Source organism: Coleofasciculus sp. G2-EDA-02 (genome assembly GCF_040226375.1).
In the GTDB taxonomy this organism is placed as follows: Bacteria; Cyanobacteriota; Cyanobacteriia; order Cyanobacteriales; family Coleofasciculaceae; genus Coleofasciculus.
Map to the genome: position 1 here is coordinate 1 of NZ_JAVKEW010000015.1, position 19,089 is coordinate 19,089.

The following is a 19,089-nucleotide window of genomic DNA, read 5'->3' on the forward strand; positions in this document are numbered from 1 at the left end:
CCGCCTTAATTGCCTCCTGGTTTTGTTTAAGTTTTGTCCGTAATGACTTGTAGGTTGCCCCAACTTGACGAGGAACATTGCAAGCCATTTGCGAAGGAAGCTTAAATTGCTCTCGCAGGGTGTAGTAAACTTCCTTCTGGATATTGGTGCCGTTGTCGGTTTTGCCCATCTCAAAAGCCACACCGGACGTGTAATTCAGTGCATCCCTATATGCCAAAGAAATCACCCGAAGCTGTTCTTTTTGCTCCTGGGTGACTTCTAGTTTTAATTTGGCGGTTAGAGTTTGCTGCATGATTACTTCACGAGATAGATTTATATTAGCATCTTCTTAATCTCCGTCTAATTACCTATTTTTCAAACCTCTCTAGATTAGGGATGTTCGTTCAACTTAAGAACGGGTAACTTGATATAATATGACATAGATCGCTATAAAAACGCTCCAACTCTCAACAATTGAGTGAACCCTAAGATTTAAAATTGTAAACTTACGTTAACGAAAACTTACAAACGATATCTTTCCTAAACTGATGTATTGTTTTGCATGGTTTCAGCCACAACCTTGGAGAACTTGAATTACTATTTTTATCAATATAGTGCTGTCAGTCGTGAGGATGGTGTATATGCTAGACGTAGAACGATACTACAGAGCCCTGGACTTAGAACCCAATGCCTCACCCGAGGAAGTCCACCAAGGGTATCTCGACATGACGTGGGTATGGCATCCTGACCGTTTTGTGGGTCATCCCCGCCTACAACAGAAAGCCCAGTACAAGTTGCAAGAACTCAATGAAGCCCATGAATGCTTGCGTTCTCAATCGGCGGCTAATGGTAGAAAAATGGGTCGTAAGCCAAAATACTCAGCATCACCACCGCCACCTCGTCGTTCACCATCTCCGGGTTTATCCAAATCGCCAACCCAACGGAAGCCACAAAAAAATGATCCGCGAACTGTTAATACAAGTAGACCATCGATTTGTTTTAAAACCAATCCCATCGATGATTGGTTAGATTAAAATCGCGGAATAGAGAACAGGAAACAGAAAAATTTTCGGCTAGGTTTGATTCCTCCAGTGAGTAAAGCCGATAAACTCTAGGGTTTCTTTACTCAGCCAAACCTCAAATTTGCCCACTTTACGGTCAATAAGCACTTATTGCAGTGACATTCAGATTAAGATAGTTCTACTGGATCGGAGAATTTTCCTGTGAATGCCTACTTTGCTTTAGTTATTTCGATTATGATCGGTATCGGTGGGCAGCTAAGCCTTAAAGCTGGTGCTATTCAGGGTATTGGCAATAAGCTTTTCTTTCTTGAGCCCTACATTATTGTGGGATTGTCGTCTTATTTCTGTGCTTCCCTTTTTTACATCTTTGCCCTTAGGGAAATTCCTGTTTCTGTAGCTTTTCCCAGCGTTTCGATTAGCTATGTAGCGGTCGCTTTTTTGGCTCACTTAATTTGGGGAGAACCTTTTGGCATCAGACAGGTTATCGCCTTGGGACTAATTGGTCTGGGAATATACATATTATCCCAGAAGTGAATCCTTTATCTGCGACAACGATTAGAATACACACCCAAAGAGAGTCCCATTAAGTATTTTCAAAGTTTTTGCATCAGTTTTAGACTTGCGAATATCCAGAAGGAACATTGAATAAGTCCCCACCGTACAGGCGGGTGGGGAATTCCGCGAGTTAGGTTAAATATTGCGTTCGCTTAATTCACGGGTCATGTAATCGAATGGCTGATCCACAAATGCCGTATTAGCAACTCCCCCAGCAGCGACTTGCTCTTTCACGATATCTTTCATAATTTGGATACCGCGAACAGTCGGACCAATGGGAACCCCCAAGGAATTGTAGGTTTCCCGTAAACCTTGCAGTACTCGTTCGTCAAGGACATCCATACTCCCAGCAACCAGTGCATAACTGGCATAGCGCAGATAATAGTCCATATCCCGCAAACAAGCGGCATAGCGACGAGTCGTGTAAGCATTGCCACCCGGACGAATCAGTTCCGGGACATCTTCAAAAAGTTGCGATCCTGCCTGCTTGACAATTGAGGCTGAATTAGTATTAATCACGGCGGCTGCCATGATTCGGGCTGTACCACTGTCAAAGTAAGATTTGAGTGAATCGATCGCATCGCGATCGAGGTAACGACCCGTGATGTCGTAATTTCTAATCAGGCTTGTAATCGCATCCCGCATGAGTCGGCTCTCCAAATCTGTATATCTTTATCTATTTATCTTGCCAGTTATTGCAGCACGGCTACAAAAAATTCCCACAAACAAAATGGACATAACGGAACAAAACCTAGCCTTGTATGTTTATACCGTTGACGTTCCATCCCCATCCAGATGGGACTCGCCTGCTGAACCCTGTTCTTTGATCACATAAGCTGGACTCACCCAAGTATTGCTCCCAAGGCAACTTGGCTTATCTGCACTAGAATACGGCATGGTTGAGCGGATTGACAAATAGGAGATGGGTAATCCTTATTATTTTGTAACATTTAAGACAATTTAATCGTTTTCTGAGGATACCCAGAATCAGGAAACTAGATTCTGTAACTTTGGATACAAAAGCTCCCTCTGCCTCTCCCTAGGATGAGTCAGATACAAAGGAGACAGGTTTCAAGCCCAATCAGGTTGTTGAGGTAAACCTGAGATGGTACGACAACGGCTCCCCGGCTTAGGGAGAAAGCTCGCACCAAACTCTATCTTGTCTCGTTTCTCACACTCAGGGGACAAGCTGACGGGTCTACCCATGTTTGCAGCTCCTGCCACTGAAATCACATGTCTAGTATGTTTGTGCGAGACTTGATTCCTAATGTCCCCCGTAGTCCTAAGCGTCAGGTTGAGAACAGGCATCACCGTCTGTCGAAGTCGGTGAGAACCAGAACAAGACCTCCTCCATCGTTCAACTATTTGAACTTTTCTAAACAATAGTCCAATTGACAAAAGGAGTCATTCATGCCAGAAACGCCCCAAGAGGTCTTGAAAATGATTCAAGACGAAAACATTCAAATTATTGACCTCAAATTCATTGACATGCCAGGGGTCTGGCAGCACTGCTCGTTTTACTACGATCAAATTGACGAAAGTGCTTTTGAAGATGGGGTAGCGTTCGACGGGTCAAGTATTCGCGGTTGGAAAGCCATTAACGAATCAGACATGTCAATGGTTCCCGATCCGAAAACGGCTTGGATTGACCCATTCATGCAAGAAAAAACCCTGAGCATGATTTGCTCGATTAAAGAGCCTCGTACTGGTGAATGGTACAACCGTGACCCCCGTACCATCGCCCAGAAAGCATTGGACTTTTTGAAGTCTACAGGACTTGGGGACATTGCCTTCTTTGGTCCAGAAGCCGAGTTCTTTATCTTCGACGATGTTCGCTTTGATCAAACTGAGAGCAAAGGGTTCTACTATGTAGACAGCGTTGAAGGGCGTTGGAATTCAGGACGGGAAGAAGCCGGCGGGAACTTGGGATATAAACCTCGCTACAAAGAAGGATATTTCCCCGTTTCGCCTACGGATACGATGCAAGACATGCGTACCGAAATGCTGCTAACCATGGCTCAATGTGGTGTGCCTATTGAAAAGCATCACCACGAAGTTGCTACAGGGGGACAGAACGAACTCGGTGTCCGTTTTGCACCAATCGTCGAAGCCGGTGACTTCTTGATGGTTTACAAATATGTGGTTAAAAATGTTGCCAAGAAGTATGGCAAAACTGCCACATTTATGCCCAAACCCCTGTTTAATGACAACGGTTCTGGGATGCACACCCACCAGTCGATTTGGAAAGATGGGAAACCCCTGTTCTTCGGCGATGGCTACGCTCAAATGAGCAAGATGGCGCTGCATTATATCGGCGGTTTGCTCAGACATGCGCCAGCGCTGCTAGCTTTAACCAACCCAACGACTAACTCCTATAAGCGCTTGGTGCCAGGCTTTGAAGCGCCTGTGAACTTAGCTTACTCTCAAGGAAACCGTTCAGCTTCCATCCGGATTCCTCTCTCTGGTGACAATCCCAAGGCGAAGCGGATGGAATTCCGTTGTCCTGATGCGACGTGTAATCCCTATATTGCCTTTGCGGCGATGTTGTGTGCAGGCTTGGATGGGATTAAGAACGAAATTGATCCAGGCGAACCCTTAGATGTGGATATCTACGACCTCTCACCAGAGGAATTGAGCAAAATCCCGTCAACTCCTGGTTCTCTGGAAGCTGCTTTAGAGCATTTAGAGAAGGATCATAGCTTCTTGACCAGTACAGGTGTATTCACCGAAGACTTTATCGACAACTGGATTGCCTACAAACTCGACAATGAGATCAACCCGATGCGGTTGCGTCCTCATCCCTATGAGTTTTCCCTCTACTACGATGTCTAGTCTTAGTGATTAGCACAAGATGACAAAAAAAGCCACCCGGTCAGGATGGCTTTTTTCTACCTACTTCTCTGGCTTCGTCTAGAGGGGCGGGTTGAGTACAGTTGCTCAGGTGGTGTAGCCACCTGGCAAACGAACAAAAGCGCGGTAAAAGACTGCGCTTTTGTGTGTTCTCCCTCTGAGGCGTTTACTGAATAGCTTCTTCTATATTGGCTCCCTTCAGCTTAGCTCCCTCAAGATTGGCTCCCTTAATCTTGGCATCCTTCAGGTTAGCGCCATAGAGAGCAGCATCTGTTAGATGAGGTTGATCCTTGAATAGGATAACCTATAGCCTGCCACCATTTCCCAAATTTATAGCGCGTCTATTTGAGTTGTACAACTTAGGTGAAACTGAAAAAAAAAAGAGCATAACCTCAAAGGTATAGACCACAGAAGTTTCGTAAATATCACGTATTGGGAAAGAACGTCAGTTAATTGTACAAATGATTTAGACACGCTCTAGCTCGGCGTCTTTGATTAGTAAAACAGCTATAGCTTCTTGACCAGTACAGGTGTATTCACCGAAGACTTTATCGACAACTCGATTGCCGACAAACTCGACAATGAGATCAACCCAATGCGGTTGCGTCCTCATCCCTATGAGTTTTCCCTCGACTACGATGTCTAGTCTCAGCCAATAGCACAAGATAAAAAAAGCAATCCCTAGGGGTGGCTTTTTTTGGCTGCATCTCCCCTCAACTCTAGGACTGACTCTGTGAACTTTTCTAATTTTTTAGTTACAATACTTAATAAATTATGTTTAAGTAACAACACGCTTAACAACTCATGGCTGACCCGATCACAAAACTGGCATATCAAACATTCCAGCAAGGAAAAGCGGCTTTTGCGCTGGCACACAAAAACCTCAGTTCTCAACTGCTGAATGTCTTCCATCCTCCCCTTAATGAACTTAAAACCCAACCCCTCTCTCCAGAAATCCTGGAACTACTTCGGCAAAGGTTCGAGCAGATTCTGGAAACTGATTGGCAGGATGCGGAACGGGGCGTGTATCCTGAAAGCCTGCTGTTTGATAACCCTTGGCAAGACTTCTTGCGCTACTATCCATTAGATTGGCTAGATATGCCAAACAGATGGGAACGAACCTACCAAAATCGATTTCAGGAGTTCTCGCCGGAGATTGAGATAGAAAATTATCCAAACTACTATCGGCGCAACTTCCATTACCAAACCGATGGCTACTTGAGTGATACCTCAGCCAACTTGTATGATTTGCAGCCCAAGCAGAGGCATTCCCCCGTGATTGTCGAAGCCCCCAGTATAGTCGGTACTCCGACTTAGTGGGGGTAGTTCACCCGATAAAATAAGGTTGGGGCTACTCCCACCTATCAAGACGCCAAATCAAGATTATGGTGTGAGATGAATTGCCAGATTAGGTAAATACCACGCCTTGTGTTATATACAATTGTCAACTGCTATAGAGAAACGTCTATGACCACTAAAAAATCGAATCCAGAAACGGTGTCTACAGAAAGCTTGTCAACGGAAGAGATCATCTCGACTGAGTTTATCCAAGATCAGGTTACCGTCAACTATGTAGAAACTATCGAAACAGTCATCTCCAGCCTGGAGCAAGATGATAGTGCGATGGTAAGCCATAACGAGGAAGGCTATCTCTGGAAGTTTAAGTATGGTAGCGTTGAAGTCTTTGTCCAATTGACGGGTTCTACAGATGAGGATACGTTTACCGTTTGGTCTTCGGTGCTGAATCTCCCGGCTGAAAAAGAAGCCGAATTGATGCGTAGACTTCTGGAAATGAACTGGTCAGATACTTTTGAAGCCCGTTTTGGCATTGTGGATGATCAAGTGGTGGTGTTATCGTCGCGCACGGTAGCTGAATTATCGCCAGGAGAAATTTCTCGGGCGATTACTATCGTTGCCACGATCGCGGATGATAATGATGAAGCATTACAGGAAGAGTTTGGCGCGTCTTGAGTTGTACTACAAACAGACTTCGCGATCGCAACCTCCTCTCATCTATGGCTGATATGGTAATCTCAACCTTTTCTATTCTACTGAGTCGGGTGCAAAACCTGAGAGACCTGTAGCGTTTTTGTAGTATCTTAAATCAAGGCTGTTGAAGCTTATTTATTTCCCTTGTCATTAATCTCAGGTATAGGAGTTCAAAACCGCGATCGCACTCCTATAACTCATCAATAATCGCCTGCTTTTGTTCCGTAAAACCAATAAAATCACGTTTAATCTTTACAAGCCATTACATAATAGCGCCATGGTGCGGGATACCCTTCTACCGTTACTGATAAGTCATTAGGATTCAGAAACTCTCGTAAACTATCGATATTTGCCCAAGGCGTGCGGCGCTGTTCCTCCACAGACAAGGGTTGAGCAAAAAAACAGTGAATGTGACTAAAGCCAGCCCGTACTAGCCAATTCTCCAAACAAGATTGAGTTGGCAAAAACCAAATCCCGCGTGCTTTAGCATAGCGCTTGCGAGGAGTCAACGCAACAGGAAGTTCCCCGGGAATTCCCTGACAATCAATCACAATTTCTCCCTTAGGTGCTAGGGCTTGTCGCAGTTTACTCAATAAATTAATCGGATCTCGATGATGGTAAAGAATCCCTAGACAAAAAATCGTATTAAAGAAATCAGGATAAAAATCAATATGCTCAACCCCCAATAACTCAAAGTTAAGCATTGGTTGCTGAACAATATTTTGGATAAGCTGAAAGTTCCAAAAGTGCTTAGAAACGGGTTCAAACCCAATCACACACTCCGGTTCCTGATCAGCCATGCGAAACATAAAATAGCCATTGTGACAGCCAATATCCGCCACCCGACGATTTTTCAGCGAATGGATATGGGGCAAAATTCGCGCCCATTTCCAGTCAGAACGCCACTCAGCATCAATGGTAATCCCAAACAGTTCAAAGGGTCCTTTTTTCCACGGGCAAAAGGCTTGCAACGAGTGATAAAATCGCTGCTGTTGTGCGGCGGTGAGTTCCTCAGCATGACCCACTTTAACCACAGCATCAGAGAAGTCATACCAATCACTGTGGATGTCCTGAACCGCCTGCACTGCTTCTCGGTACTGAGTCATTTGAGGGGCGAATAATTTAGATTGTCGCTCTTTGCGTACTGATAAAATCGCCTCTCGTGCTACAGTTTCGGGGTAGCGCTCTAGATAATCAGGGGGTATATAACCAATATCAGAATTTGTCATTGTTTATTGAGATAAAGCACCACAGAGGCACAGAGAACACAGAGGATTTTTGGGTTGCTGTGGTTCCTCCTCCAAATTCCCCTTACTTGAGAGCCACCCAGGAAATAAAGTTATGTAATTTAATCAGCGAATCAACTTTTTTAAAGCCACTATCATACAACATTTGCACCTGCTGGGCTTCAGTTAAAGGCACTAACACATTCTCTAGCGCCTCCTTTTTGCGTTCAATTTCAGTACGGGCATAACCATTATGAGCTTTAAAGGCTTCGTAGTGTCGGGTGATTGTCTCTTGAAATTGAGGATAGGGTGACTTGACCTTTTCACTGACGAAGAGTAAGCCACCTGGAACCAATCCCTCATAGATAGTTCGGAGCAAGAGTTGACGCACCTGTAGCGGCAAAAATTGTAGGGTGTAGTTGATAACAACAACGCTACTATTCTCAAAGGAACAGTTTTCTGCCTGATCACAGATGAATTGAATCTGATGTATCTGTTTAATCTGAACCAACTTCTGCTCCGCTTTCTCTATCATGGGTTGAGAATTATCAATCCCAACCAGCGTAGCGTTTTGCTTCAAGAAACGCCCCAGTAGTTCCATAAAGGTTCCCGTAGAACAGCCAACATCTATAATCTGCGTTCCCGGTTGATAATACTCCCTAGCCCAATGAGCGGCACAGGTTAGCACCTCTTGATACAGAGGCACTGAACGGGATATCATATTATCAAAGACATTGACCACATCCTGGTTAAAGACAAACGGCTTGGGCCACACTCCTTTTTCAAAGAGTTCATCTTTTTCCGGACTCAGATAAAGTTTTGTGGGATAGAGTTCTGGATCGGGTTTGTCGTAATTCATCAGCCAATTGTAGAGGCGGGTTTAGGAATTGTAGAGGCGGGTTTAGGAATTGTAGGGGCGGGTTTAGGGACTGTAGGGGCGGGTTTAGGGACTAAAACCAGCTACTGCTGGAATAAAGGAACAACAAAACCCGCCCTTGCCCACCGATAAAGGAACAACAAAACCTGCCCTTGCCCACCGATAAAGGAACAACAAAACCCGCCCTTGCCCACCGATAAAGGAACAACAAAACCCGCCCTTATTCATGTAGAGGCAGGTTTAGTTTTTTTCGGTGGGATTATCCTATATTACCTCATTTGGCGTATAACGTACTGAGCGCACAACTATCCAATTTGAGGCACGACAGGCTTAATAGGAATGACACTGACTTAAGAGGAATAGTACTAAAATTTTGGCTGGTGGGCAATGCCCACCCTACGGTATATCAAGGGTTTCGGCGACCCAAAAATGCACGCTTTTCAGCGCCATTCGGCTTAATAGGGGATTTCAGTCTCTTCCACATCTGCTGGAGCGTCTGTCAATCCCATGCGATCAAGGGCGATAACAACTCCTACAGATACCACTCCTCCTAAAATTAAACCAATAATTAGGAGAGTGATATAGATGCGCTTCAAAGATTTTTTGGTCGATTTTATATGCTCTGGCGATAGATTAGGGTCAAGGCTTTCCCGTTCAGTGTCTGGAGATGTGTCATCTGCCCCATCTTGTTGGGGATGGGGAAAACCGTCATGCTCGAATTCTGGGGGATTTTGATTATTCCACATATTTCTAGTTTGGTTATTATTTGCAGGATTCTCATCAGCCTAAAGTTAGACTCAATCTTGGTAACGAGTTTCACTATAGTTTCAGCTCCTATGTTCTAGTTGGGTTTCGTTCCTCAACCCAACCTACGAAGTTAACAGGCATCCGGCTTATGGCTATGGTTATATAGCAACCGCCATAGCGGTTAGGACACATCATTTGGTGGAGACGTTCTGCCGGAGTTGTAGAGACGAGCCATGGCGCGTCTTGTATTATCATTTTTAATCTATATATTCCAATTAATAATTCAGGTAAAAGTCTTTAATCAAGCTAATAAATTCAGGGGTATAAACCCGTCTGGTGGCTTCTATCGCGAGAACGTTTTCCTGAGAGGATAACTGATGTTTTTCCAGTTCCAGTACAATCCGTTTAGTTGGACTAGCTAAAGTTGGTTTAATGTAGAGTTTACTGTGGCAAAAGAAACCGAATGATGCGGCTTTTTCTTGGAAGAGTTGGGCTGCTTCAGTGGGGTAAATGACAACAAGCCTACCGTTCTCACACAAAAGCTTTTCTGTCACTTGTAATAGATCCAATTGCTTCAAAGAATCACTATGTCGTGCTACGGTTCTCGCCTTTTGTGACGCTTTACTGGCATTGTCAAAAAAGGGGGGATTAGACACAATCAGATCGTACCGCTTAGAGCAAGTCGTGGCATAATCTTGCACAGAACCCTGATACACCTGAATGCGATCGCGCCACGGCGATCGCGCCACATTCTCCTGCGCCTGAATGCAAGCCTCTGCGTCAATTTCCACGGCGTCGATGTGCGCCTGCGATCGCTGTGCCAACATCAGTGCCACCAAACCCGTTCCTGTGCCAATATCCAGAATGCTTTGTATACCTGTGATATCCGTCCATGCCCCTAAGAGTGTACCATCCGTGCCAACCTTCATCGCACAGCGATCGTGAAATACGGTGAATTGTTTGAAGCGAAAGTATGGATTAGACATTCTCAGTCGTTGATCATGAATAGCTGACACCTTAATCTACTAATTTAGTAGAAATTAGCAGATTTTTAGTAGATATGACCCAAATGAGGTACACCCGAACGTAGGGCGCAAGGCTTGCGCCCTTATCAAGGTGGTATCGCACTTTAGAAGGGCGGGTTTAGTCACGTTATCGGTTTGTGGCAAACTGTTATCTGTCAAACCCGCCCCTACATGTTTGCATTATCAATAATTTTTTCCCAACAAAAGAGAACCTGGTACGGCTTTTTTAATCCAATCAGTCACTAAAATTTGTTCGGGTTCAAAGGTATCAACAGGTTCACCGTTTACGTTGCGAAAAATAACATCTTGGGGAACAATCGCTTCACCCGTGGGCAAAACCATACCTTGAATCTGTGAAATCTCGAAGGAACGCCAGGTGTAAAAAACCACATATTTGCCACTTTCGCCAGCCATAACTTCCGCTAAACAGGTGTCATTTCGGTATTCAGATAGTTTTGATTTCATCCGGGGGAACAATGCGGTGGTGCGATTCGCTTTGAAAAAAGGAGCGCGTGTTTCTCGGAACCAGTTTTCCCGTAATTTTGCCGGATTTTCTAAGATTTGGCGACAAATTTTATCAATATCAACGGCGACATTATCCTCCTGACTCAGATGTCGTAAGTCCAATCGCACTGTATGTAAACCCGCCTCACGCAACCCATCTAAACGATCGAGAATAAACTGATCTTTGTCTAAGAACATGAACGTGCCATGGGGAGTTTCTAAAGTAGGAAAATGGCGATTAGGATTATCAGCAAAAGCCGCCGTCGCTTCTAGGTAGAGAGGGGAGTCGGGGTTAAATCGATATAGAGAATCAGTGTCCTCTGTTCCTTCTGTTTGCGGGCTTTCCAGCAACGGGTTTACTAAGAGCGATCGCGGCGAGTAAAATAGAAGAATAGATCCGACACCCAGCAATTCACAGGTAACGGGTAAGGTTTGGCAATATTCAATCAGCTTTTCTTCCGGTAGTTCAATCGATAACACTAACCGTTCCAACGACTCCGAAAGAATCTCGCACCATCCCTGCAACGCCTCCAGATTGTGATTCCCTGTCTCAACAATTAACTGGATGGGAATCTCAGGAAAATGAGTTTTCAGCCAATAAGCCGCGCCAGGATCGCAGACACGAATTGCACTAAAGTGACTGAGTTGCCAATCCTTTAAATGATTACAAATAGTTCTCATTACTCGTTCTGGCATTAACAGATCCCAGACGAGTACCGGGCGCAGTTCTTTTTGCCAAGCTTGTTTGGCTAAATCATGTACCTTCGCTTTTGATAATTGTCCCTGTCTCGCTAATAGTATTGGTTCTAATAATACTTCTCGTAAATTGGGGGCTTTGACACAATACTCTAAATCCTGAATTGATGAAACAAATGTATTAAATTGCATTGTAATTTGTCGTTAAATTTGGAGGAATGGGCGAAGCATTCTTGGATAAACTTTATACTCTTCGGACTAAGTTTTTGGCAAGAATGCTTCGCCCCTACATCAATGCAGGTAACAAGGAACGGTTGAATCGAACGACATTTAATTTGGTGATATTATGCGATCGCACGGAGTCATCCGGTTTGGGTAAGCGAACAATACTGTCCTTTCGCATCGATTCTAACCGTTCACCTGTCATAGAAAAAATCTGATTAACTTGCCACCCTATCGGTTCTCCATGAAAAGGGATAATTTCAATTTCATTACCGACTGCCAAGGGTTCAACGAGTCGTAAAATAATCTCTTGGGAGGTTGTATCCATAACCATGCCTAAATAGCAGTGAGTTCCTGTATTAATTCCCGATAACTGTCCAAAGACTGAATCCTTATCGGCTGGTGTTTCTAAGGAACCTGAAAAATAGTCTCGGTTAGGAATCGATTGCAGTTCGGCTGCGGCTTGGCTGAGGAGCTGTTCATCTAATCTGCCGACTGCATAAGCATCAATTAATTGACGATAAACTTTACAGGTTAAGCCGACATAGAACGATGATTTCATCCGTCCTTCTATTTTTAAGGAGCAAATATTATGGTTAAAAAACTCGCCAATCTGATAAATTCCCCACAAATCTCTAGAAGACATGAAGCTGACCAAATCATCGGCTTTATCATCATGACTTTGTAAGTGATAGGGTAATCGACAGGATTGGATACATCCGCCCCGGTTAGAATCGCGACCTGCGGTAAAATTAGAAATGGTACAATGACCAGAATATGCCATACACATTGCACCGTGGGCAAACATTTCCACGTCAATACCGGATTGTTCTCGAATTAAACCCGCTTCAGCAATACTGAGTTCTCGACCGACAATTAAGCGCTTTACTCCCATTTTTTTCCACAAAATGGCGCTGTAGGAATTGAGACAAGATGCTTGAGTGGAGAGGTGAATAGGTAGATTTGAATTCCTTTGAACAACTCGGATAACCCCTAAATCGGAGACGATTACCCCATCAACGCCAAGAGATTCTAGAAACTGGCAATAATCAATGAGTCCCTCAAAGTCTGCATCGTGGAGAAAAGCGTTCAGTGTGACGTAAATTTTGGCATCATGTTGATGGGCAAATGCCACACCTTGAGCTAACTCAGAGTCAGTAAAATTATCTGCACGCGCCCGCAATCCATAGTTTTGTCCCCCTAGATACACCGCATCTGCACCATAAGCAATGGCGACTTTTAAGCGTTCCAGATTCTTCGCTGGGGCGAGGAGTTCAGGTTTGAGCATGTCTGGGTTGAAGGATAAGCGGGAACAGCACTAATTTAACATTCGTGGTGCGATCGCATCCAGAAAAAGGATGGGATATGAGGCAGAGATATCGGTGAGAAAGGACAAAGGACAAAGGACATAAGACTATCTTGTTGCAATCTTTAAAATGGATTAGCCCAACTTGTTCCTATCTTTACAGATTTTCTCCTATAACAGAAGTAACAGACAAGTGGGTTCAAGGGTAGTGGGAATGCCCCTTCACACCGCTTGGCTTGTACCCAGATCGCTTGGTAAAAAGAGCCATCTAGTGAGCAAATTCTAGTAGAGACAGATTTCAGAGGCGCGAAGTATCGCGTCTCTTCTCATTTTTCGCAGCAGCTTGATCAATCTTAACCAGAGGCTAGCGTTTAACGTCCGGATCAGATAGTCTGCTAAGTGTTAATTTGATGGGAGAATAAGCAACAACCTGATTATGTGTGAGACCCCGAAGCCGTTCCCTGTTATGGGACTACCTGTTCACCTACTCCAAGAGTACGATCGCTGGTTGGGTAATCGCCTTGGGCAAAACCTGGGGTGTCATGTGGTGACATTGAACGCAGAAATGGTAATGCAGGCGGAGTGTAATCCAGCTTTGGCAAGTTCAATCCTACAAGCGGAATTAGTTGTCCCTGATGGTTCAGGTGTTATCCTTTACTTACTCCTCCACGGTATCCGACATCAGCGTTGTCCAGGAATTGAGTTGGCAGAATCGTTACTGCAACAGGCGGGAGAATGGGGTAAGTCTTATCCGGTTTTTTTCTATGGGGGTCAACCGGGTATTGCTCAAGCGGCGGCTAAGATATGGCAAGAACAATACCCGAAACTCGCGATCGCAGGAATTGAAGATGGCTATCTGTCCCCAGAAGCTGAAGATAAACTCAAAGTTACATTAGCAAAAGAACAACCGCCATTAATTTTTGTCGGTTTAGGGGTTCCCCGTCAGGAGTTGTGGATTGCCCAAAACCGGCATTTGTGTCCTCGCTCCCTTTGGATTGGCGTTGGCGGTAGCTTTGATATTTGGGCTGGGGTTAAATCCCGTGCGCCTGTCTGGTTGCGGAATCATCATTTGGAATGGCTCTATCGACTCTATCAAGAACCTTGGCGCTGGCGGCGGATGATGGCTCTACCGCAGTTTGCTCTCAAAGCGATCGGACAACGTTTTGCTTAACTGCTATTACTGGATCGACGTTCTAGCCGATTTAACACACGGGTAATGAGTTCAGGCTCTACTATCGGTTTTTTCACGTAATCATCAGCACCGACTCTAAAAACTTGCTGCACCGTTTGCACTTCTGTATGGGCGGAGAGAAATAGCACGGGTAAGTTACTCCAGCGTAAGTCATGACGAACCACTTGGCATAACTCTATGCCACTATATTCCGGCATTTCTACGTCTAAAATTAGTAAGTCAGGGGATACGGCTTCTAGAACATCCCAGAAGCGTTGGGGATTTGCCAACGTAGTCACCTTTAGTCCCCAGGGTTGCAGCAAGTGGCGCAGCAGGGCGAGGATTTGCTCGTCATCATCCACGACTAAGACTTTAGCTTCCCCCAATTTCTGCTGATTAATCGCTTGAGTCACCGCGTGCAAAATTTCTGGGGGAGTCATGGGTTTGTGTAAAAAGGTAGCAGCACCTAGACGGGCGGCTTTTACGCGACTGCTGAGGTGATTTTGACTGGAAAAGATGAAAACGGGAATTTGTGAGTGTTGGTTAGCAAGTTCTGCTAGGAGTTCAAAGCCGTTTTCTTGGGTGTCAGCAAAGGTGAGATCCAGCAAAATTACATCGGGAGGATGTAGCGCGATCGCTCGTTTTGCGGCTTGAGGGTGAGGGGCGCTATTTACCTGCAATCCCCAGGCTTTTGCTTCGATTTCTATATGTTGAGTGAGGATCTGATCATCGTCAATAACCAATAATTGGGCTGGGGAAGTGGAAGAGGTTGGCGGATCACAGACAGGGGGCGCCACCTGAACAAGGGCGGGTTTGGTTGCGATCGCCTGTTGGAGTGAGTCTATTAAATGTTTCAGTTTCTGGGCGTCTGGCGGCGTTGCTTTTGTCTGAGTCTGCAAAAGCTGTTCGATTTCTCGTGCGATTTGAGAACCCTCTGCACAACCAAACGATCCTAATGAGCCAACTAATCGGTGTGCTTCCATTTTGGCATGTTCATAGAGTTGCTGATTCAGGGTTCCTGTCGCTAGGGTTAAACTCACTTGCCTAAATACGTCTAGCTTTTCCGGGAGGCTTTCTTTAAACTTTTGCCAGATTTTGGCAACCGCTGCCATGACTTTAGCTTCAGACGTGTCATGAGAGATTTCTACATTTTCCCTGATTTTTTTGTCTTCTTTTTCCTGAGTGGGTGCATCTTTGAGGCGATACCCTACGCCGTATACTGTTTCAATTAAATTAATTTTTATCCCGGCGGCTTTAAGCTTTTGCCGCAACCCTTTAATTTGGGTGGTTACGGCTTCCTCACCGGGAAATTCATCACTCGACCAAATGTGATTTAGGATAGCACTGCGGCTAAAAATACGTCGAGGATGACGGAGGAATAGTTCTAACAATCCGTATTCTTTGGGTGTTAAGCGTAATAATTTGCCTTTATACATCACTTCACCCGTATCCGGTTCTAGCCGCAGCTTCTCCCAGGTCAACACCTTTGATATTGTGGAGTGACGCCGCCGCAATAATGCCCGAATTCGTGCTATCAATTCGCACAGATCATAGGGTTTAATTACATAGTCATCAGCACCCGCCTCTAATCCGCGAATGTGATCGGCGCTACTCCCCTTAGGGCTGACGAGGAGAATCGGCATTTGAGAACCCTGATGGCGCAGTTTTTGGCATAGATGAATGCCATCTAGCTTTTGAGGTGTAACGTCTAAGACGGCTAAGTCATAGTGAGAGGTTTGAGCCAGTTCCAGTCCATGATCAGCATTCGTTGCTGCTTCAATGGTGTAGTTATGGGCTGTGAGTGCTTCAATCAGGGGTGAAGCTGTCGCTGGATCATCATCGACTATCAGAATCTTCATGGGAAAGGGGAGAATTGGGAATGGGGTTGCTCTGTATTCCCTTTGATCTTCACCTTTTTCTGAGGGATTCTTGACTGAAAAGTACACAATCCTCAATAAAAATTAAGATTTATTCAAGATAATAAACTTTTAGATCTATCGTTAGATAGATTCCTTAACCGCGACCCAACGACTAGCTATGGGCATCCGCCAACCTGTGCCAAATGCCCGATCGGTAATCTTTAATCCTGGTGGTGCTTGGCGGCGCTTAAATTCTGCCCGTGCTACCATTTGCATCACTTTATGGACAATCTCTGGATCATGTCCGGCGCCGATGATTTGGTGGGCAGATTGATGGTCATGAATCAGGCGTTGTAAGATATCATCCAAGATGTCATAAGACGGTAAGGAGTCTTGGTCAGTTTGATCCGGTTTGAGTTCAGCACTTGGAGGTTTGGCTAAGACATTGGCGGGAATAATTTCTAGTTGGGTATCCGATAATGGCTTTGGGGTAGCTTGGCTTGGCGATGCCTTAGCTTGGGTAGAATTAAGCCACTCACAGAGGGAATAAACGCGGGTTTTGGGAACATCTGCGATCGCGGCTAGTCCACCGTTCATATCCCCATAGAGAGTACAGTACCCCACCGCCATCTCTGACTTATTCCCCGTCGAGATTAGCAGATAGTCAAACTTATTCGCGATCGCCATTAACAAGTTTCCCCGAATCCGGGCTTGAATATTCTCCTCAGCTGTGCCAAATTCGGTGCCGGCAAATAGGGGTTCTAAACTTTGGTTATACCCCTGCATCAAGTCGCCAATGGGCAAGGTATGAGTTTTAATCCCTAAATTTTTGGCTAAAGCTAGGGCATCATCGATGGAGTGTTTAGAGGAATGGGGGGATGGCATGAGAACACCAAGTACATTTTCAGGTCCCAAGGCTTCTGTGGCAAGGGCAGCAACTAGGGATGAATCAATTCCCCCACTCAAACCAATCACCACCCGTTTAAAGCCACATTTGCGAGCATAGTCTCGGATGCCTAGAACTAAAGCCGACCATATTTGAGCATTTATACTCTCTGGGGCGGGTGCGATCGCACTCTGGCGTAAATCCCGTTGGAGTGGATCAAAGTCTACCAGCAAAACATCGGTTTCAAAGGCAGGGGCGCGACAAACCATTTCCCCGGCGCGGTTAAATCCCACACTACTCCCATCAAAGATTAAGTCGTCATTTCCCCCCACCTGATTGGCGTAGAGAATCGGTTGCTGATAACGCCTAGCGCTATGTTGCAACATAGCTTCCCGCAGTTGTTGCTTGCCCACACTATAGGGCGATGCGGAGAGATTGACAATCAAATCAACCTTTTGCTGGACTAAGTCGGTAATGGGATTGAACTGATAGGTACGCTTCCCCCAAAACTCCTCATCGTTCCACAGATCCTCGCAAATCGTCACGCCAATTTTAATTGGGGTAGCTGAGTGTGCCTCTAAGGTAAATGAATTACTCTCGACTCCGGCTTCAAAATAGCGGTTCTCATCAAATACATCATAGGTTGGCAACAGGCGCTTATGAAACACCTGCTGTATCTTACCGCCCTCCAACAGGGCAATACTATTGAATAAAGGTTTACCTCCCGAACTCTCAGCTTTGGGATTCGCTGTTACTGTTCCCACCAAAACTGCTAGGGTTGAGGGTAACTGTTGGGCTAAGTTGTCCAGACATTCTGTCATGGACTCCATAAAAGTGGGATTTAATAGCAAGTCTCGCGGCGGATATCCACACAGGGATAGTTCAGGGGTCAATAAGAGGCGGACACCCTGACGCGCCGCCTGATTCGCCGCATCAAGGATTTTTTGGGCATTGCTGGTTAAGTCGCCAATCGTGGGATTGAGTTGTGCGATCGCAAGTTTCATCAGAGACACTCAATAGGCTGGCTAGGTTCAAGCTAACATGTCATTAGTCGTTAGTCATTAGTTTTTGGTCGAATACGCTGTCTTTTTGACTTCTGTCTCAAAATTCCGCCACAAAATAAAATGAGAGGAACTAGCGGCGAAGACAACCGTCATGCCTTAGATTGAAAGCGACTGTGGTAATAGATCTCAAGACTAGATTACAAGAAGGTTATACCATGGGTGGTCTGAAGCATTTTACCTATCTCGGTACGGTTACGCTAATCTTCGGGTTAGCGTTGGCTTTCGCTGCACCTCGAATCAAAGCACAGTCGTTCGATATTAGTTTAAAGTTTCCTCCAGGAGAAAATATTGGCGCACCCCAGAGAACCGGCGGGGGCGGACAACGGGGTATTCCTTGTGTTACCGGAAAGACTCGCTTAACGGCGCTAACGCCAATGAATAATCTAACGACTACCATATCTTCCAACCCCAGCTTGTTTTGGTATATTCCCCCCACACAAGCGCAGTCAGCCGATTTTCTGCTTGTGGACGAGGAAAACCAGGAAACTTACTACTATACACAAATACCCCTAACCCAAGTACCCGGTATTTTAGAATTTAAGCTTCCTGATCACATATCTCTGGCAACTGACACAAGGTATATTTGGACATTGGCATTAGTGTGTAACCCTGATGATCGCAGTAATGATCATTTTGTTCGAGGTTTAATCCAGCGTCAACCGATTCAGAACGGAACCACCCCACCCGCAGAACTGCAAACCCTTCTTGATGCACTCGTAAATCAACCCGAACGGATCAAACAACGTCTTCAATACGAAGCCTCTAACTATGCCAAAGAAATGATTTGGGCAGAAACGCTGATGATTTTAGCTCGACTCTATCAACAATTTCCCCATGACTCCGCGATCGCAGATGAGATGCAAGAATTGTTAACATCGGTGGAGTTGGACAATATTCCCATTGAGTGTTTGGTTCACTCCTGTGCGGTTGAAACTCAAGATGCTGAGGCGATGAGAGAGTTCAAAGATTGATACCAAGTTGCAGTCTAAGGTAGAATCTGTCATGCTGAGCAAAACGCAGTGAAACGGAGTGACGCGAAGCATCTGCCCAGATTCTGACGCTCGTTCCTCGCTATCGCGCAAGCGTCACGCTTCGCTCTTCCTAGACATGA

At 45.2% G+C, this 19,089-nt stretch carries 18 protein-coding genes and 2 pseudogenes; 7 read left to right on the forward strand and 13 right to left on the reverse strand.

All coding sequences use genetic code 11. The features are described 5' to 3' along the window. Positions 1 to 292, reverse strand: a pseudogene (locus RLO19_RS01065) (RNA-guided endonuclease InsQ/TnpB family protein); the annotation flags it as partial. A gap of 328 nt (positions 293 to 620) precedes the next feature. Between RLO19_RS01065 and RLO19_RS01070 the strand changes: the two are divergent. Both RLO19_RS01070 and RLO19_RS01075 read left to right on the forward strand, forming a co-directional pair. After that, the gene (locus RLO19_RS01070; protein WP_446353055.1) at positions 621 to 1,013 is read left to right on the forward strand and encodes a J domain-containing protein; all 393 of its coding nucleotides are present in this window, start codon (positions 621 to 623) and stop codon (positions 1,011 to 1,013) included. A 189-nt stretch (positions 1,014 to 1,202) separates the two neighbouring features. Next, positions 1,203 to 1,535 (forward strand): EamA family transporter, encoded by a 333-nt coding sequence (locus RLO19_RS01075; RefSeq protein ID WP_446338867.1) that lies wholly within the window; start codon positions 1,203 to 1,205, stop codon positions 1,533 to 1,535. Positions 1,536 to 1,691: 156 nt separating this feature from the next. On the opposite strand, the gene apcB is transcribed toward RLO19_RS01075, so the two are convergent. Next, entirely contained in the window at positions 1,692 to 2,201 is a 510-nt protein-coding gene (gene apcB, locus RLO19_RS01080) for an allophycocyanin subunit beta (protein WP_446338868.1), read from the reverse strand. A gap of 120 nt (positions 2,202 to 2,321) precedes the next feature. Continuing rightward, positions 2,322 to 2,453 (reverse strand): hypothetical protein, encoded by a 132-nt coding sequence (locus tag RLO19_RS01085; protein WP_446353057.1) that lies wholly within the window; start codon positions 2,451 to 2,453, stop codon positions 2,322 to 2,324. 513 nt (positions 2,454 to 2,966) lie between these two features. Here RLO19_RS01085 and glnA point away from each other — a divergent pair. Continuing rightward, a complete protein-coding gene (glnA, locus tag RLO19_RS01090; RefSeq protein ID WP_446353059.1) occupies positions 2,967 to 4,388 on the forward strand; it encodes a type I glutamate--ammonia ligase in 1,422 nt (473 codons plus the stop codon). Between the two features lie 184 nt (positions 4,389 to 4,572). Here glnA and RLO19_RS01095 read toward each other — a convergent pair whose 3' ends face one another. Then, on the reverse strand, positions 4,573 to 4,707 hold the full coding sequence (locus tag RLO19_RS01095) for a pentapeptide repeat-containing protein (protein ID WP_446353084.1): 135 nt from the start codon (positions 4,705 to 4,707) through the stop codon (positions 4,573 to 4,575). Between the two features lie 165 nt (positions 4,708 to 4,872). Then, positions 4,873 to 5,019 (reverse strand): hypothetical protein, encoded by a 147-nt coding sequence (locus RLO19_RS01100; protein ID WP_446353060.1) that lies wholly within the window; start codon positions 5,017 to 5,019, stop codon positions 4,873 to 4,875. A gap of 191 nt (positions 5,020 to 5,210) precedes the next feature. On the opposite strand from RLO19_RS01100, the pseudogene RLO19_RS01105 reads away from it, so the two are divergent. Both RLO19_RS01105 and RLO19_RS01110 read left to right on the forward strand, forming a co-directional pair. Beyond that, positions 5,211 to 5,660 (forward strand): annotated as a pseudogene (locus tag RLO19_RS01105) (SAM-dependent methyltransferase); the annotation flags it as partial. 213 nt (positions 5,661 to 5,873) lie between these two features. Continuing rightward, positions 5,874 to 6,377, forward strand: a complete 504-nt coding sequence (locus RLO19_RS01110; RefSeq protein ID WP_446353062.1) for a YbjN domain-containing protein — start codon at positions 5,874 to 5,876, stop codon at positions 6,375 to 6,377. Between the two features lie 263 nt (positions 6,378 to 6,640). On the opposite strand, the gene cmoB is transcribed toward RLO19_RS01110, so the two are convergent. From cmoB to RLO19_RS01140, 6 genes are all read right to left on the reverse strand, one after another. Then, positions 6,641 to 7,624 carry a tRNA 5-methoxyuridine(34)/uridine 5-oxyacetic acid(34) synthase CmoB gene (gene cmoB / locus RLO19_RS01115; protein WP_446353064.1) on the reverse strand — a complete coding sequence of 328 codons (984 nt, stop codon included), beginning with the start codon at positions 7,622 to 7,624 and terminating at the stop codon, positions 6,641 to 6,643. 82 nt (positions 7,625 to 7,706) lie between these two features. Next, on the reverse strand, positions 7,707 to 8,480 hold the full coding sequence (gene cmoA / locus RLO19_RS01120; protein WP_446353066.1) for a carboxy-S-adenosyl-L-methionine synthase CmoA: 774 nt from the start codon (positions 8,478 to 8,480) through the stop codon (positions 7,707 to 7,709). 473 nt (positions 8,481 to 8,953) lie between these two features. Continuing rightward, a complete protein-coding gene (locus RLO19_RS01125) occupies positions 8,954 to 9,244 on the reverse strand; it encodes a hypothetical protein (RefSeq protein ID WP_446353068.1) in 291 nt (96 codons plus the stop codon). A gap of 276 nt (positions 9,245 to 9,520) precedes the next feature. After that, the gene (locus RLO19_RS01130) at positions 9,521 to 10,231 is read right to left on the reverse strand and encodes a tRNA1(Val) (adenine(37)-N6)-methyltransferase (RefSeq protein WP_446353070.1); all 711 of its coding nucleotides are present in this window, start codon (positions 10,229 to 10,231) and stop codon (positions 9,521 to 9,523) included. A gap of 222 nt (positions 10,232 to 10,453) precedes the next feature. After that, positions 10,454 to 11,662, reverse strand: coding sequence for a U32 family peptidase (locus RLO19_RS01135; protein WP_446353072.1), 1,209 nt, complete (start codon positions 11,660 to 11,662; stop codon positions 10,454 to 10,456). Positions 11,663 to 11,756: 94 nt separating this feature from the next. Continuing rightward, the gene (locus RLO19_RS01140) at positions 11,757 to 12,980 is read right to left on the reverse strand and encodes a peptidase U32 family protein (protein WP_446353074.1); all 1,224 of its coding nucleotides are present in this window, start codon (positions 12,978 to 12,980) and stop codon (positions 11,757 to 11,759) included. A 484-nt stretch (positions 12,981 to 13,464) separates the two neighbouring features. Here RLO19_RS01140 and RLO19_RS01145 point away from each other — a divergent pair, with 484 nt between their 5' ends. Next, complete coding sequence (locus RLO19_RS01145; protein ID WP_446353076.1) at positions 13,465 to 14,169, forward strand: WecB/TagA/CpsF family glycosyltransferase; 705 nt, start codon at positions 13,465 to 13,467, stop codon at positions 14,167 to 14,169. On the opposite strand, the gene RLO19_RS01150 is transcribed toward RLO19_RS01145, so the two are convergent. Both RLO19_RS01150 and RLO19_RS01155 read right to left on the reverse strand, forming a co-directional pair. Further along, entirely contained in the window at positions 14,166 to 16,028 is a 1,863-nt protein-coding gene (locus RLO19_RS01150) for a response regulator (protein ID WP_446353078.1), read from the reverse strand. The genes RLO19_RS01145 and RLO19_RS01150 overlap by 4 nt on opposite strands. Before the next feature lie 141 nt (positions 16,029 to 16,169). After that, positions 16,170 to 17,918 carry an NAD+ synthase gene (locus tag RLO19_RS01155; RefSeq protein ID WP_446353080.1) on the reverse strand — a complete coding sequence of 583 codons (1,749 nt, stop codon included), beginning with the start codon at positions 17,916 to 17,918 and terminating at the stop codon, positions 16,170 to 16,172. A gap of 215 nt (positions 17,919 to 18,133) precedes the next feature. Here RLO19_RS01155 and RLO19_RS01160 point away from each other — a divergent pair, with 215 nt between their 5' ends. Next, on the forward strand, positions 18,134 to 18,949 hold the full coding sequence (locus RLO19_RS01160; protein ID WP_446353082.1) for a DUF928 domain-containing protein: 816 nt from the start codon (positions 18,134 to 18,136) through the stop codon (positions 18,947 to 18,949). The last annotated feature ends 140 nt before the right edge of the window (positions 18,950 to 19,089 follow it).